Source organism: Mesorhizobium escarrei (genome assembly GCF_935825525.1).
Classification (GTDB): domain Bacteria; phylum Pseudomonadota; class Alphaproteobacteria; order Rhizobiales; family Rhizobiaceae; genus Mesorhizobium; species Mesorhizobium escarrei.
The window spans coordinates 345,380-361,194 of sequence record NZ_CAKXZT010000168.1; the positions used below are offsets into that span (position 1 = coordinate 345,380).

The 15,815-nt window shown below is 62.0% G+C and carries 14 protein-coding genes; 9 read left to right on the plus strand and 5 right to left on the minus strand.

The genetic code is table 11. From position 1 onward, the window contains the following. Positions 1–162: 162 nt before the first annotated feature. The 8 genes from NMG80_RS32595 (at position 163) to NMG80_RS32630 (ending at position 11,201) form a co-directional block, all read left to right on the plus strand. Positions 163–1,596, plus strand: a complete 1,434-nt coding sequence (locus tag NMG80_RS32595; RefSeq protein ID WP_254021916.1) for a UbiA family prenyltransferase — start codon at positions 163–165, stop codon at positions 1,594–1,596. A 2-nt stretch (positions 1,597–1,598) separates the two neighbouring features. Further along, complete coding sequence (locus NMG80_RS32600; RefSeq protein WP_254021917.1) at positions 1,599–2,951, plus strand: FAD-binding oxidoreductase; 1,353 nt, start codon at positions 1,599–1,601, stop codon at positions 2,949–2,951. Between the two features lie 119 nt (positions 2,952–3,070). Continuing rightward, a complete protein-coding gene (locus NMG80_RS32605; protein ID WP_254021918.1) occupies positions 3,071–3,547 on the plus strand; it encodes an EamA family transporter in 477 nt (158 codons plus the stop codon). Continuing rightward, positions 3,544–4,551 (plus strand): NAD-dependent epimerase/dehydratase family protein, encoded by a 1,008-nt coding sequence (locus NMG80_RS32610; protein ID WP_254021919.1) that lies wholly within the window; start codon positions 3,544–3,546, stop codon positions 4,549–4,551. The genes NMG80_RS32605 and NMG80_RS32610 overlap by 4 nt, the downstream gene beginning before the upstream one ends. Positions 4,552–4,569: 18 nt before the next feature. Then, positions 4,570–6,042, plus strand: coding sequence for an aspartate aminotransferase family protein (locus NMG80_RS32615; RefSeq protein WP_254021920.1), 1,473 nt, complete (start codon positions 4,570–4,572; stop codon positions 6,040–6,042). Positions 6,043–6,079: 37 nt separating this feature from the next. Further along, positions 6,080–7,309: a hypothetical protein gene (locus NMG80_RS32620; protein ID WP_254021921.1), complete on the plus strand. Its 1,230-nt coding sequence runs from the start codon at positions 6,080–6,082 to the stop codon at positions 7,307–7,309. A 236-nt stretch (positions 7,310–7,545) separates the two neighbouring features. Further along, the gene (locus NMG80_RS32625) at positions 7,546–10,107 is read left to right on the plus strand and encodes a GcvT family protein (RefSeq protein WP_254021922.1); all 2,562 of its coding nucleotides are present in this window, start codon (positions 7,546–7,548) and stop codon (positions 10,105–10,107) included. A 245-nt stretch (positions 10,108–10,352) separates the two neighbouring features. Continuing rightward, positions 10,353–11,201: a DUF1194 domain-containing protein gene (locus NMG80_RS32630; protein ID WP_254021923.1), complete on the plus strand. Its 849-nt coding sequence runs from the start codon at positions 10,353–10,355 to the stop codon at positions 11,199–11,201. Between the two features lie 63 nt (positions 11,202–11,264). Here the strand turns inward: NMG80_RS32630 and NMG80_RS32635 are convergent, their stop codons facing one another. From NMG80_RS32635 to NMG80_RS32645, 3 genes are all read right to left on the minus strand, one after another. Beyond that, complete coding sequence (locus NMG80_RS32635; RefSeq protein ID WP_367185576.1) at positions 11,265–12,203, minus strand: GlxA family transcriptional regulator; 939 nt, start codon at positions 12,201–12,203, stop codon at positions 11,265–11,267. A gap of 350 nt (positions 12,204–12,553) precedes the next feature. Then, positions 12,554–12,700, minus strand: a complete 147-nt coding sequence (locus NMG80_RS32640) for a hypothetical protein (RefSeq protein ID WP_254021988.1) — start codon at positions 12,698–12,700, stop codon at positions 12,554–12,556. A gap of 320 nt (positions 12,701–13,020) precedes the next feature. After that, positions 13,021–13,209: a hypothetical protein gene (locus NMG80_RS32645; RefSeq protein WP_254021925.1), complete on the minus strand. Its 189-nt coding sequence runs from the start codon at positions 13,207–13,209 to the stop codon at positions 13,021–13,023. Between the two features lie 229 nt (positions 13,210–13,438). On the opposite strand from NMG80_RS32645, the gene NMG80_RS32650 reads away from it, so the two are divergent. Next, a complete protein-coding gene (locus tag NMG80_RS32650; RefSeq protein WP_254021926.1) occupies positions 13,439–14,338 on the plus strand; it encodes a LysR substrate-binding domain-containing protein in 900 nt (299 codons plus the stop codon). 1 nt (position 14,339) lies between these two features. On the opposite strand, the gene NMG80_RS32655 is transcribed toward NMG80_RS32650, so the two are convergent. Both NMG80_RS32655 and NMG80_RS32660 read right to left on the minus strand, forming a co-directional pair. Continuing rightward, positions 14,340–15,323, minus strand: a complete 984-nt coding sequence (locus tag NMG80_RS32655) for an alpha/beta hydrolase (protein WP_254021927.1) — start codon at positions 15,321–15,323, stop codon at positions 14,340–14,342. Positions 15,324–15,585: 262 nt separating this feature from the next. Next, positions 15,586–15,771 (minus strand): hypothetical protein, encoded by a 186-nt coding sequence (locus NMG80_RS32660; protein ID WP_254021928.1) that lies wholly within the window; start codon positions 15,769–15,771, stop codon positions 15,586–15,588. Positions 15,772–15,815: the final 44 nt, after the last annotated feature.

Sequence of the window (15,815 nt, forward strand, 5' to 3'; positions counted from 1 at the left end):
CCCGCAAACCAGGCCGGGCTGGGGGCTTTAACGATCGCTGCGCTGTTGCCCGCTATATCGGGCCGAAGACGCCGAAGCACGGGCGGGTTTTGGATCGGCGCCTGATCCTTTCCGAAAGATCGGGTTTCGGGATCATGCGCTTTTAGGCAGGGGCGACGAAGAATGGACGCGCGGTCGGACAGGAACGCAATCCCGCTTGCGGTCGATCTCGACGGCACGCTGATCGCGACGGACCTGTTGTGGGAAGGCCTGTTCATCCTTCTCAAGAAGAATCCGCTCTATATTTTCCTGGCGCCGTTCTGGCTCGCCGGCGGGCCGGCGCGGTTAAAGCAGGCCATCGCTCAACGCATCGACATCGATCCTGCGTCACTGCCCTACCGCGAGGCGCTGCTTCAGCGCCTTCGCACCGAACATGGCGAAGGCCGCAAGATCGTGCTGGCGACCGGGACGCCGCGCAAATTCGCCGAGGCGATCGCCGCACATCTCGGGATATTCGATCGCGTCCTGGCGACCGACGGCCCCCACAACATGACGTCAGGCAGAAAGCGCGCCTCGCTTGTCGCCGCCTATGGCGATGGCGGCTTCGACTATGCCGGCAACAGCCGGCACGACCTTAGGGTATTCGACGCCGCGCGCACGGCAATCGTCGTCGCGCCCGACCGCCATGCCGCGCGCTGGCAGGCCGCGCACAGTGCCGAAATGATGCCGGCGCCGAAGCCGACATTCAGAACCATCGTCAAGATGCTGCGCGTTCATCAGTGGCTGAAAAACTCGCTGATCGCGGTGCCGATGGTGCTGTCGCACGAATACTTCAACGCCGACATGATCTGGGAATGCCTGCTGGCATTCGTCTCGTTCAGCGCAGTCGCTTCCGCCATCTACATCCTCAATGATTTCTTCGATCTCGCGCTCGACCGCAAACACCTGACCAAGCGCAACCGGCCATTCGCCAGCGGCGCGCTGTCGATCCCGTTCGGCCTCGGTTCAATGATGGTGCTGCTCGCAATAGGCGTTGGTGCCGGGCTGCTGCTGCCGATCGAATTCCTCGGCGTGCTCGGCGGCTACATGGTCATCACCACCGGCTATTCGCTTTCGTTCAAGCGCATGCTTCTGATCGACGTGCTGACATTGGCCGGTCTCTACACGATCCGCGTCCTGGCGGGCGCCGCGGCGACCGGCGTCGACGTCTCGTTCTGGCTGCTGGCCTTCTCGATCTTCTTTTTCCTGTCGCTGGCGCTGGTAAAGCGGTTTGTCGAGCTGCGCACGACCGCCATTCCGGCCGGCGAGCGCATCGCCGGCCGCGGCTACCGCACCGAAGACCAGGAGATCGTCGCCCAGGCGGGCATGGCTTCGGCCTTTTCCTCGGCGCTGGTGCTGGCGCTCTATATGGACAGCGTTGCGGTGCGCGAACTTTATTCGCATCCCTGGCTGGTCTGGCCGCTGGCGCCGATCGTGCTGTACCTGACCATGCGCGTCTGGATTCTCGCCCGCCGCGACGAGATGCATGACGATCCGGTCGTCTTTATCATCCGCGACTGGCGCAGCCAGATCGTCGTGCTCATCGGCGCCGTGTTTCTGGTCGCCGGAGGCTGGTAGGCGTGGGGAAGGAGCGGCTCCAGAGCTTCGGTCTTGCCACGCCACCGGCACACAATGTGATCCCGGCGGATGACGCTGTTGCGCTGCTGAAGAGCGGCAAGGCGACAAGAAACGCTTTGCTCGCCTACGGCAATGGCCGCTCCTATGGCGATTCCTGCCAGAATGGGGCCGGTATGATCGTCGATATGCGGCCGCTGAACAGGATCCGCGCCTTCAATGCCGAGACCGGCGTGATCGAGGCCGATTCCGGCGTGCTTCTGTCCGACGTCATCGCCCATGCAGCGCCATACGGCTTCTTCCCGGCCGTCGTTCCGGGCACGCAGTTCGTCACGCTCGGCGGCGCCATCGCCAACGACGTTCACGGCAAGAACCATCACCGGCGCGGCACCTTCGGCTGCCATGTCGAATCCTTCATGCTGCTCAGATCGGACGGACAGGCCCATTACTGCTCGGCCACCGAGAATGAACGGCTGTTTGCGGCGACGATCGGCGGCGTGGGGCTGACTGGCCTGATACTGTCCGCATCGATCCGGCTGATGCGGGTGCCATCGCTCGACATCGTCGAGAAGACGACGCCGTTCCGTGATCTCGGCGAGTTCTTCGAACTTGCAGAAGCGGCCGATCAGGCCAACGAATACGTCGTCGCCTGGATCGACCAGCTTGCCGGCGGCCACAGTCGCGGGCGCGGGCTGCTGTTCACCGGCAATCACGCCGAGCATGGCTCCCATGTCGCCTTGCGTGCTGGTGGAAATCTTTCGGTGCCGTTCCAGCCGCCGTTCAACGTGCTCAACCGGCCGTTCCTGACTGCCTTCAATGCCGCCTACCGGTGGAAGAAAGGCCGATCCACGGCGCCGCAGCAGGTCGGCTACCAGGGTTTCTTCTTTCCTCTCGACGGCGTCGGCAACTGGAACCGGCTCTATGGACCGAATGGGCTTTTCCAGCACCAGAGCGTGATGCCGGAAGACGTCGCGCGCCGAGTGGTGCCGGCGTTGCTTGCGGCGGCAAAACGGGCCGGGCAGGGCTCGTTCCTCACAGTCCTGAAGCGCTTCGGTTCGATCCGCTCGCCGGCACTGCTGTCGTTCCCGCGGCCGGGTTTCACGTTGACGCTGGATTTCCCCAACCGTGGCCGGACGACGCTGGCGCTGCTGAAGGAGCTCGACCAAATCACAGTCGAGGCCGGTGGCGCGGTCAATCCTTACAAGGACGCCCGCATGGGCGCCGACGTATTCGCCGCCTCCTATCCGGAATGGCAACGCCTCGAAGCGATCCGCGATCCCGCCTTCATGTCGAGTTTCTGGGCGCGAACGGCGAAAAAGATCGAGGCGCGAGACGGAACCGCCGAAGCCGCGGAATAGATAAAATTCGAATAGTTCGTGGTAAACAGATCGATAATTCAAGCTTTCCTCGAATTTTTTTGTGCTTCACGAAATGTTTGGAAGTTTTCAGTAGAACGGAAAAGGTTGATGGAAAAAACATGAAATACATCGTCTCCATTCTGTTCACGGTCATGACCAACGCTGCCGCGCAACTCATGCTGAAGCAGGGCATGATGTCACTCGGTCCGATTTCCTTCGAGGGCAGCAATCCGTTGCTGAAGCTGTTGCAGATCGTCTTCAGCCCATGGGTTTTCCTCGGCCTGTGCACCTTCGTCATCTCGATGGCGGCGCACATCTATGTGCTGTCCAAGGTAGAGCTCAGCTTCGCCTATCCGTTCCTCAGTCTCGCCTATGTCGCCGTTGCGATCTTCGCCTATTTCATCTTCCGCGAAGACCTCAATGGCTGGCGTATCGCCGGCATCGCTTTCATCTGCGTCGGCACGGTGCTGATCGCCCAAAGTGGCCGGGATCTGGGTGGCCGGGATTTGGGTGGCCGGGATTTGAGCGGTCGCGGGCATGATGAGGAAACGGCCTCCTTTTCGCCCGACAAGATGCACAGTAGGATCGTTCGATGAGACATGTGATCTTCGGCGGCGACGGTTTCGTCGGCCGCCACCTTGCCCCGAAACTTCTGGCCGATGGCGAGGAGGTGGTCGTCGCCGACATCGTCAGAAGCGACCTGCCGCATTACCGCTCGGTCCGATATGTCAGGTGCGATGTCACCGATCCGGCATCGGTCGCTTCGGTTGGGCTGAAGGCCGACGACATTGTCTATAATCTGTCGGCGAAAATGCTGTCGCCGATCCAGGTGCGCGCCAAGCGCCACGAATTCTTCTTCCCGGTGAATTTCCACGGCACCGAGCATATCATGCAGGCGATGGACAGAGCCGGCGCGCCCAGGCTCGTCCATTATACGACTGACATGATCTACGGCCACACGGTCACACAACCAATGACCGAGGAGCACCCGGTCGCGCCGCTCGGCGAATATGGCTGGTCGAAGCAGAAGACCGAGGAACTGGCCACCGAATGGCGCAAGCGCGGCATGTCGATCTCGCTGTTTCGACCGCGCCTGATCATCGGCCCCGGCCGCCTCGGCATCCTCGAAAAGCTATTCAAGCTGATCGACTGGAACCTTCCGGTGCCGATGATCGGCTCGGGCAAGAACCCGTATCAGTTCATCTCGGTGTTCGACTGCGCCGAGGCGGCGCGCGCCGCCTGGAAGGCCGGCGTGCCTGATGAGGCCTATAATCTCGGCTCGCTCAACCCGCCGCCGGTCCGGAAACTGCTCGGCGACCTGATCAGGCATGCCGGCTCGAAATCGATCCTGATCCCGACACCGGGCTGGGCGGTCAAGCGCACGCTCGACCTGCTCGACCTCTTGAACATCCCGATCATGGATCCGGAGCAATATCTGATCGCCGACGAGGATTGCGTGCTCGACGTGTCCAAGGCCGAACGCCAGCTCGGCTGGGTGCCGCAACATCGCGACGAGGACATGCTGATTGCCGCCTACAGCGAGTATAGCGCCAAGAAAGACGGCCATGCCGTCGCCGCCAGACATGTGCCCGCCGAGTGAACGGCCAGCAGGAGATTCTTGACCGTCATGACCAAGCCAGACCACACGACTGCGCGCGACACGGTCAGCGCGCCGGCGCTTTCGCCCGCCACCACAGCCAAGCCCGATCTGATCAGCGTCGAGCAGGCCAAGGCGATGGACGTCGCGCGCATGACCGACCTGTTCAAGGTGCATCTCAATCCCGGCCAGCTGCATTTCATGAAGCTGCTCGGCTTCCACAAGATCAAGGTCGAGCGCGCCGAAGGCATGTTCTACATCGATCAGAACGGCCGCAAGATCCTGGATTTGTTCGGCGGCTTCGGCTCGCTGGCCTTCGGCCACAATCATCCGCGCCTTCTCGAGGCGCGCAAAAAGTTCCAGGAGGAGAAGCGGCAGGAGATCGCCATCGCCTTCATGTCGCAATATGCGGCGGCGCTGGCGCACAATCTCGCCAAATGCTCGCCCGGCGACCTCGACATGGTGTTTCTGGGCTCTTCCGGCTCGGAAGCCATGGAGGCGGCGGTGAAGCTCGCCGAGCGCGCCGCCGGCCCGAAGCGGCCGAAAATCGTCTATGCCGAGAATTCCTTCCACGGCAAGACCAAGGGCGTGCTGGCGATCACCGACGGCTCGCTCTATCGCGCCGACTTCAAGATGGCCGACAATGTCGTGCGCATCCCGTTCGCCGATATCGAAGCGGTCGAGCGCACCTTCCGCTCCGATCCCGAGGTCGGCGTCATCGTGCTCGAAACCATCCAGGGCGGCGGCGGCATCATCCAGGCGCCTGCCGAATACTGGCAGAAGCTGCGTGCGCTGTGCGACCAGTACGGTGTGCTGTGGATCGCCGACGAGGTGCAGTGCGGTTATGGCCGGTCCGGCCGCTTCTATGCCTTCGAGCACTACGGCGTCGTTCCGGATGTGACGGCGCTGGCAAAGTCGCTTGGCGGCGGCAAGGCGGCGGTCGGCGCGATGATCGCCAGGCGCGAGGTCTATATGAAGACCTATGGCACGCCGAAGACGGCGATGATCCACGCCATGGCCACCTTCGGCGGCATGGGCGAGGCCTGCGTCACCTCGATCGAGGCGCTCAACGTGCTTTACGACGAGGGGCTGATCGACAACGCCGCGGTCACCGGCGACTACCTGCTGCAACGCCTGCAGGCGTTGAAGGAAAAATACCCGAAGATCATCAAGGACGTGCGCGGCAAAGGCTTGATGGTCGGGCTGGAATTCCACGACTTTTCGCAGACCCTGCCGATGGTGCTGCGGCCTGTGGTCAGCGTGCTTGACGACAAGCTGAAGGGATCCTTGTCCGGCTTCGTCGGTGCGCTGCTGCTGCGCGACTACGACGTGCTCGTCGCCTTCACCGAATACAACCGCAACGTCATACGTCTCGAACCGCCGCTGATCTGCCAGCGCGAGCATGTCGACCGCTTCGTCGAGGCGCTCGACAGCCTGTTGTCGCGCGGCATTGTGTCGATCGTGAAGGATTTCGTCAAAAGCCAGGTCCGCTAGCCCCAGGTCCGCCAGCCCCAGTCCGCCGAGCGAAACCATGCTGACCAAATCTCCCGCTCCGCCAAACCTGCTCGACCGGTTCACCGAGGCCGGTCTGTCATGGGGCGAGGGCACCTATGCACGTCTTGCCGCACCGATCGGGGCGGCGGCCTTCGCCCTCTACATCCTGCTGATCGCCGTGACGGCATGGTTCATCCCCGACGCCAATTGGGACATGCTGCCCTACCTCGCGATCGCCGAGGAGGGCAGCTATCGCGATGTGCAGGCGCTGCACGATTATGCCTATGGCACGGTCAGGGACGGCGTGTCGGCGGGCGACTACAAGGCACTGATCGATGACGGCGGCGGCTTCCGCAGTCATATGGCCGGCAATGCCGCCGATTTCCATTCGCTGCTCGGCATGTACCGGATCAAGTTCCTCTACGCCGAGATTCTTTCGACGATGAGTTCTGTGATGTCGCCGGTCGAGGCCATGCGCGCGGTCTCGGTGCTGTCAGTGCTGCTGTTCGGTGCGATCGCGCTGCTCTGGCTGCGGTCCGAAGGCGCGCTGGTGCTGGCGCCGGTCGCCGGCGCGGTGCTGATGATGGCCGAATTCGGCGACGTGGCGCGGGCCGCGACGCCGGATCTGCTGTGCTCGGCCCTATTCCTCGGCGGGCTCTTTGCCTATGTGCGAGGCCGCGAGGTGGCCACCGCAATCCTGCTCTTTCTCGCCGTCATGGCGCGGCCCGACAACATCGTCTTTCTCGCCGTCTTTGCGGTGTTGCTGGTCGCCTTCCGGCGGAAGGCGTGGGGGGCGCTGGCCGGCTTTGCCGGCTCCCTGGTCGCCTATTTCGCCATCTCGCATTGGGCGCAGCACCCCGGCTGGTGGTCGCATCTGTGGTTCTCCAGCATCGACCAGCACTACAATATGAACGGCTTCGATCCGCCGTTCTCGGCCGTCTCCTATCTCCGGGCTTTTGCCGTCTCGCTGGTCCGCGCCGTCAGCCTGAACAGCTGGGTCGGCATCTCGGTGCTGGCGCTGGCGGGTTGGTATGCCTTAAGCCGCGCCGGCTTCAAGCTCGACCGCCGCGCCGGCATCCTGTTTGCGGCATTGGTGCTTGGCGTGCTGGCGAAGTTCACCGTCTTCCCGATCCACGACACCCGCATCTACTTTCCCAATCTGATCCCACCGTTCCTGCTGCTCGCCGGCCCCTTCATGGCGCTTTGGGCGAGCATCGAAGCGCATCGCGCCGCAGTGTTGCACGTCATTCCCGTCGACAAGCCATAAGTTCCGTCGCCAGCCTGGCGCGCAGCGTTTTCCCGTGAGGAGGCCGATCTAAAACCAGTTTCTGCGCATGATCCCAACGAAAAATCGGACTCCGATTTTTGGGGGCATGCGCCGGGGTCGCGCCGCACCTGCAGCGTGTCGCAAACAGGCGGTAGCACGATGGCCGTCGCCTGCATATTGTGCGCCGATCAAGCGGGCGCCTGGCGCCTGCAGCAGCACTTTTGGAGTCGCGGGCAATGGCAGGGTTTCCGGAAAAAGCGAAGGTCGTCATCGTCGGGCTGGGCGGTATTGTCGGCGCATCGGTCGCCCATCACATGATCGAGCGCGGCTGGGACGACATCGTCGGCATCGACAAGTCAGGCATCCCGACCGATATCGGCTCGACAGCGCACGCTTCCGACTTCTGCTACACCACCAGCCATGATTTCCTGTCCTGCTGGACGACGCTCTACTCCATCGACTTCTACGAAAAGATGGGCCATTACGCCCGCATCGGCGGCCTCGAGGTTGCTCGCGTCGGCGACGACGATCGCATGGCGGAGATCAAGCGCAAAATCGCCTCGGCAAAGGCTTTTGGCACGCGCGCGCGCTTAATCGAACCGGCTGAGATCAAGGAAAAATTCCCGCTGATCGAAGAAGAGATGGTGCAGGGCGGCCTGTGGGATCCCGATGCCGGTCTCGTCATCCCGCGCTCGCAAACAGTCGCCGGCAAGCTGGTCGACCAGGCGGAAGCCTCCGGAAAGCTTATATCCTTCGCCAACACGCCGGCCAGGTCGCTTATCGTCGAGAACGGTCGTATCAAGGGCGTGGTGACCGATCGCGGCACCATCGAAGCCGACTACGTGATTGTTTGCGCAGGTATCTGGGGCCGGTTGATCGCGGAAATGGTGGGCGAGGACTTGCCGGTCATGCCGATCGACCATCCGCTCACCTTCTTCGGGCCCTATACCGAGTTCGCCGGCACCGGCAAGGAGATCGGCTGGCCGCTGCTGCGTGACCAGGGCAACTCGGCTTACATGCGCGACACCGGCGATCCCAGGACCGCCGAAGGCGGGCAGATCGAGTGGGGCTATTACGAAGAGACCAATCCGCGCCTTTGCCATCCGCGCGACCTTCTGGAGAAGGACCAGGCCCGTCTTTCGCCCTCGCAGCGCGACCTCGACATGGAACAGATCCTCGCACCGCTCGAGCGCGCCATGGAACTGACGCCGATCCTGGGCGAACTGGGCTACAATGAGAGCCATTCCTTCAACGGGCTTCTGCAGGTGACGGCAGACGGCGGCCCCTCCATGGGCGAGAGCCAGAAGGTGCGGGGCCTCTGGTATGCCGTCGCGATCTGGGTCAAGGACGGCCCCGGCATGGGCAAGCTCATCGCCGACTGGATGACGGACGGCCGCACGTCGATCGACCACCACGCCATCGACTATTCACGCTTCTATCCGCACCAGACGCAAGAGCAGTTCATCTGGGACCGCTGCACCGAAACGGCGATGAAGGTCTACAATCCGGCCGTCCATTCGCGCGAGCCCTTCTCAAAAGGCCGTAATGTGCGCCGCTCGCCGTTCTGGGAGCGCGAGAAGGAACTCGGTGGCTATTTCATGGAACTCGGCGGCTGGGAGCGCGCCCATGGCTATGCCGCCAACGAGCACCTGCTCGAGAAATACGGCAACCGGGTGCCGGTGCGCGAAAACGAGTGGGACAACCGCCATTTCTGGCGCGTCTCCAATGCCGAGCATCTCGCCATGAGCGAGGATTGCGGCATCGTCAACCTGTCGCATTTCGCGATGTACGACGTGGAAGGCCCGGATCACGTCGCGCTGATGGAATGGCTATGCGCGGCAAAGATCGGCGGCGACGGCAATATCGGCAAAGGCATCTACACCCATTTCCTCGACGATGAGGGCATGGTGCGCGCCGACCTGACGGTCATCCGCATGGCCGACCGCTGCCGCGTCATCGACGGCGCAGATGCCGGCCCGCGCGACTTCCACTACATGCGGCGGACGGCAGAAGACAAAGGTTTCGACGTCACCATCACCGACGTGACCGAAAAGTATGTGACCGTCGGCATCTGGGGCCCAAACGCCCGGGCAAGATTGAGCAAGGTCGTGGAAGACCCGGACGGCCTGACGCCGGAGAATTTCCCCTTTTCGGCGATCAAGCCTGTCAGGATCGCCGGCAAGGATGTGACCGCTTTCCGCATCTCCTATGTCGGCGAGCAGGGCTGGGAACTGCACATGCGATACGAAGACGGCCTGGCCGTCTGGGACGCGTTGCGTTCGACCGGGGTGATGGCTTTTGGCGTCGAAACCTATGCCAACAGCCGCCGCATGGAGAAGAGCCTGCGCCTGCAGAACGCGGATCTTCTGACCGAGTACAATCTGCTGGAGGCCGATCTTGCCCGTCCGAAGGTCAAGGAGGCTGATTTCAGCGGCAAGGCGAATCATCTGGACTATCGCGCCCGCGCACATCAGCCGGCCATGCTTTGCACGCTTGTCATGACGAATAATGTCGATTCCAAGGGCGTTGCCCGCTATCCCGTCGGCACGATGCCGGTGATGGATCCGCAAACGGGCGAGACGCTGGTCGACGAACTCGGCCGCCGATCCTTCACGACCTCGGTCGCCTACGGCCCGACCATCGGCAAGAACATCGCACTCGCCTATCTGCCGTGGGCGTATTGCCAGGAGGGCCGCAAGCTGGATGTTGAGTATTTCGGCGAGACATACCCGGTCGAAGTGGCCGCAGTCGGCTACAGGCCGCTCTACGACCCGGAGAACCTCAAGCCACGCAGCTGAGCCTTCCTTCAATAGAGGGTGAGGGGGCGGACTCGCAAAACGTGAACGCAAAGACTTAAGGCGCGTCGGGTCTGAGCGGAGTCATGCGACGCGCTTTAAGTTCTCGTTTTTATGCATGTCGTTACCCAAAACCGCTGCTCACCCTCGGTTCAAGGCCGAGGGCATGCCTTTGGGTGACATGCATTAGTTAGATCGGCGCTGGGCTTTTCGCTTTGTGGCGCGACGATTTTCGCTTACCTTGCGGCATGTCTGCTTTTCCTCACGCAGGACATCTCCTCTCAGGCGCCGCCGTGCTGGCGCTGATGCTCGCTCAGGCGCGGGAATCCCGCGCCGCCGAACCTGTCGATATTGAACTGGTGCTGGCGGTCGACGTTTCGCTGTCGATGTCGCCGGCCGAACTCGAAATCCAGCGTCGCGGCTATGTCGCGGCGCTGACGCACGACACTGTGCTGCAGGCCATCGCTGAGGGCGCCTATGGCAAGATTGCCGTCACCTATGTCGAATGGGCCGGCACGACCTGGCAGCACGTCATCGTGCCTTGGACGGTGATCGCCAATCGTGCCGACGCCGAGCGGGTGGTCGAACAGCTCTCCGCCCATGCGCCCAACAGCGCCCGGCGCACCTCGATTTCCGGAGCCTTGCAATTCAGCAGCGATCTCTTCGCCGAAAGCGGCTTTCAGGGCGTCAAGCGGGTCGTCGACATTTCAGGCGATGGCCCCAACAATCAAGGTGCTCCCGTCAACATCATCCGTGACGAACTGGTCAAGCAAGGCATCACCATCAACGGCCTGCCGCTGATGACCCGGGGCGGCTTCACCAGCGTCTACGACGTCAACTATCTCGACCGTTATTACACCGACTGCGTCATCGGCGGGCCCGGCGCGTTCATGATTCCGGTCAATGAGTGGACGCAGTTTCCCGAAGCGATCCGCCGCAAGCTGGTGCTTGAGCTTGCCGGGCCTGCCTCACCGCAATGGGCGGTGGAAGAAGCGGCGCATCCGCCGGTGGTGCTGGCGCAAGACAAGCCGGCCACCGACTGCCAGGTCGGCGAGAAAATGTGGCGCGACCGAAGCTGGATGTTCGACAGCCGCTAGCCCGGGGCTAGCTTGACTTCAAGTGCTCCCCGCCAGAGGTACGCGTGCAAGATGTTGCCTTGTCTACGCGGCCAGCAACTGCTTGCGATCGACGCGCTCCTGCTGCGGCGAGCGCGCATAGAGCTCGCGATAGCATTTGGAGAAATGAGAGGCGGAGACGAAGCCGCAAGCGACCGCCACTTCGACCACCGGCAGCGATGACTGGATCAGCAAGTGCCGGGCTCGGTCGAGGCGGATCTCCAGATAGTAGCGGGCAGGGGATCGTCCCATCTCGGTGCGGAACAGGCGCTCGATCTGCCGGCGTGACAGATCGACATGGTCAGCGATCTCGATCAGCGACAGCGGCTCGGACAGGTTTGCTTCCATCAATTCGATGATGGTCAGCACCTTGGAGTTCTGTACGCCAAGGCGTGCGCGCAGCGGCAGGCGCTGGCGATCGGTCGGGCTGCGCACGCGGTCAGTCAAGACCTGCTCGCAGACCCGGTTAACGAGATTGTCGTCGAAATCGTCGCCGATCAGCTTCAGCATCATGTCGAGCGCCGCGGTGCCGCCGGCGCAGGTGTAGATGTTCTGGTCGATCTCGAAGAGGTCGGCAAAGACATTGGCCTTGGGGAACGCTTCGGAAAAGCCTGGCAGGTTCTCCCAATGAATGGCGCAGCGCTTGTTGGACAACAGGCCGGCGGCGGCCAGTATATGTGCGCCGGTGCACAGGCCGCCGAGGGCGACGCCGCGATTGTATTCCTCGCGCAGCCAGGCGAAGGCCGATCTGTTCTGGTAGCGCTCGACATTGATGCCGCTGCAAACGACCGCCATATTCGGCCGTTCGGGGCCGGACATCTTCTTGCGTTCGTCCTCCAGCGAGGTGTTGACGGCGCATTCGACGCCGTTCGAGGCGCGCACCGGCTTGCCGTCGATGCTGGCGAGCCGCCAGCGGTAGGCCTCGTAGCCGAGCATCCGGTTGGCCGAGCGCAACGGATCGAGCGCCGTTGCAAAGGCGATCATGGTGAAATCGGGGACCAGGAAGAATACAAACGATCGCCTGATCTGATGATTTACGACGTTCACAGGGTAACCCTCACGCTACAATGGCGCGAACAGGATGTCGCGATCAGCATAGCGACATCAGGAAAAAGCTTTCCTGTCAATTGGCTAGGCGGCAACGGAAGACTTTATTTGCGACATGGGTCGCAAATGGGCAATCGCTATGGGATGATGGACCCAACATGCTGCCGGATTGAGCTTAGGCCGCATGTGGTCGGGGCGTGACCAAGCACGCCGCCTCGGCAGACCGAAGCGGCGTTGTGATCAACTTCGAAGCAGCAGCAGCGAGCGCCGCTTGCGAACTTGGCAGATCAGGCGACGAAGCCGAGGCGCGCGGCGGCCACGGCGCCGGTCTGGCCCGGCATGGTGTTGGCAAGGCGCTGGCGCTCGAGCGCGGTCGTCAGGTTCATTTCACGGCGAGCAAAAAGGCGGGCAAAAAGCTTCATCATCATCTCCATTCAGGTTGCTCAGACGGGTCGCCTTCGCTTGATGGAGTGGGGCAGCTCGTTGGCTGGAGCTGATATAGGCTTACGTGCGGGGAAACTAAATCGCAAAAGCGAACCACTTGATAGGAAAAGCGACACGGAATGCGACAAATTTGGGCAACTGCCCAAGATTTGTGAATATGTACAATGCTTTAGGCAGAAATCCCGCTGCTATGCAGCGCATTCATATGCGTCATGCAGCGGTGATATGAGTCTAAAAGAACATTTAACAAAATAAACGGCCTGCCGAACATGGTCTGTGCGGCAGGCCTTCAGCTTTTGATACACACGATCTATTTTACTCCACCAGCCCAGGATCCAACGCCATAGCGAGTGCCGGTCTTGGTGTCGGCGGCTTCGGGCCAGCCGATATCCTTTTGCAGTTCGATCGGCAGAGAGCGGATGGCGCGTTCGGTCTGGTAGCGGGCGCGGGCCGCGCTGAATTCGGTCGCGATGCGGCCGATGGATGACAGGATAGACATTTTTAATTCTCCTTCAGGTTGGGTCGGGTGCCGGGCGTTCGGCGGACCAAGCGCTACATCCGGTTTGTTTCAGCTTCATTTCGTGTCGATTGCAGATCAGTGTCACCGCCGTTTCAACGCCGCCTTCGATGCGTCTGCCTTCGATGGAGTTGACTATCCTCCCAAAATGATGTTCAATCAAACGAAATGGAATGATAGTTTGCATCAGAAAAATTGAAGGTCGATCCCAATGAACGCCCCACTCAATCATCCGTTGCCGCTGCTCGATCTCGACGTCTTGCGCACCTTCGTGGCGATCGCCGAGACCGGCAGTTTCACCACCGCGGCCAATGCCGTCTTCCGCACACCGTCGGCAGTTTCCATGCAGATCAAGAAGCTGGAGGACATTCTCGGCCGCTCCGTGTTTGCGCGCGACGCGCGCTCGGTGACGCTGACCACGGATGGCGAGATGCTGCTCGGCTATGCCCGCCGGCTGTTGTCGATCAACCGCGAGGTGGTGTCGAAGTTCATCATCCCCGACATTGTCGGGGTGGTGCGGCTCGGCTCGCCCGACGACTATGGCGAGCGCGTGCTGCCGCATGTACTGAAGCGTTTTGCGCAGTCGCATCCTTCAATCGCGGTCGACGTCACCATCGATCAGAGCATCAATCTGCGCCGGCGCATGGACGACCGGGCGCTCGACATCACGCTTCTCACCAATTCCTACAAGACCAGCGCGCTCGGCGCCGAAGTGCTGCTCACCGAACCGATCGTCTGGGCCGGCGCCAAGGGCGGCTGCGCGCATCTGCGCGAGCCGCTGCCGGTGTCATTGTGGGAAGAGGGCTGCGCCTGGCGGGCCGGTGCGCTCGAGGCGCTTGGGCGTGAGGGCCGCAACTACCGCGTCGCCTATATGAGTGCGCACACGGCCGGCCAGCGCGCCGCAATCATGTCCGACCTCGCGGTGGCGCCGCTGCCGAAATCGTTCCTCGGCAGCGACATGGTCGAGCTTTGCCCGAAGGACGGCATGCCCGACATCGGCACCTACAATCTGGCCATGGTTGTGGCGCCGGACGCCAGCGCGCCAGTGAAGGCGGTCGCCGACCACATCCGTGCGACCTTCGAAGTGTTCAGGGAAACCGGCAAATTCTGACTTAGGACCTCAACGGCTTAGCCAAGTTGTGAGCGGTGACGCCGCGATTCGTCCTTTGCAGCGCCAATTCGCCGGCTTTGGCATGATAGCTTTCGGTGTCGCTGGCTAAAAACGTCACGATGCTATCCCGCGCGCGCCGCGCTTCCGGCATGTCGATCAGCGGCCAGACGTGGAACATGCCTTGCTCGTGCACGACCTCGATCTCGACACCGGCGGCACGGGCCTTTTGCGCGAAGATCAGATTGTCGGGGGTCAGCATGTCGCGCGAACCGGTCAGAAGCAGCGTTTTCGGCAACACCGAGAGGTCACCGTAAAGCGGACTGATGCGCCAGTCGCTGGGATCTATGCCGGCACTGTAGAGCCGGACTGCCTCCAGCCCGCCAGGAATTCCCAGCCACGGATCGTAGCGTTCCGCCTCTAACACTTCGGGGTTGGCGAGCGACACATCGAGCCCGGGCGAAATCAGCACATGACGCCACGGCAAGGACAGGGCGGCTTCCGCGGCCATCATGGTCAGCACCACGGCCATGTTGCCGCCGGCGGAATCGCCCATGAAGACGATGTCCTGCGCTTCCGTTTCGTCGAGCATCTGACGGTAGACCTTGCCGACCATGCCGAACATGGCGTGGAAATCGTATTCGGGAGCAATGGGATAGATCGGCACGGTGATGCCGAAGCCCAGGCGGGCCGCCATGTCGGCGATCAATCCCCAGTGATAGGACGTGATTTGAAAGACATAGGCGCCGCCATGCAGGTAGAGGATCCGCTTTCGCTCGCCGGTCTTTGGTGCGATCTCGTACACGGGAAAGCCGTCGACGCTGTGCGTCGCGATCTCGAAACGCTGATGCAGCGATGCGGGCGGCCGATGGTTCTCCGTCTTGCGCGCGTAGGCAATCCAGCGCTGCAGGTTCTCCGGGCTGGAGAAGGCTTGCTTGCGGCTATACCTGAGCACGAAGGACACGACGTGGCTTTTGATACTGGGCATGCGGACACACGGACTTCGGCTGAGCCGACTAAGAGAACCCTCGCTATCGAAGATCGTGACTTCGCCCAGAATGTCAAGATTTGCGCGGTCTCAACACGGCGGTGTGATCTGGCTGGCAATCAAGGCGAGCATCTGGTCGTGGCACGCCGCAATGCTCAGCGCCGGAGCAGCAGTGCGGCGCGCAGCCGACGGTCGCTTACTGCCGGAGCCGCATCACGGCTCCGGCGCTTGGCCAGCAGCTTGCATTTGTCGGCGAAGGTCATCAACGCGCCGAACCCAGAAGCAGGGCCGAGAAGGTGACCTGCGGGTCGTTGCGCGGCGACACGGGCCAGCCGATGTCCCTTTGAATTTCGGGCGGCAGGCTGTTCAGGGCCCGGACGGACTTGTTCCTTTTGTGTGCATGCTTGATGGCCATACGATAGCGGCCGAGGCTTTCGAACATCGACATCTTCATCTCCCTTGGAGTGGTGCGGCGGCTGAAAGTTATTTCCT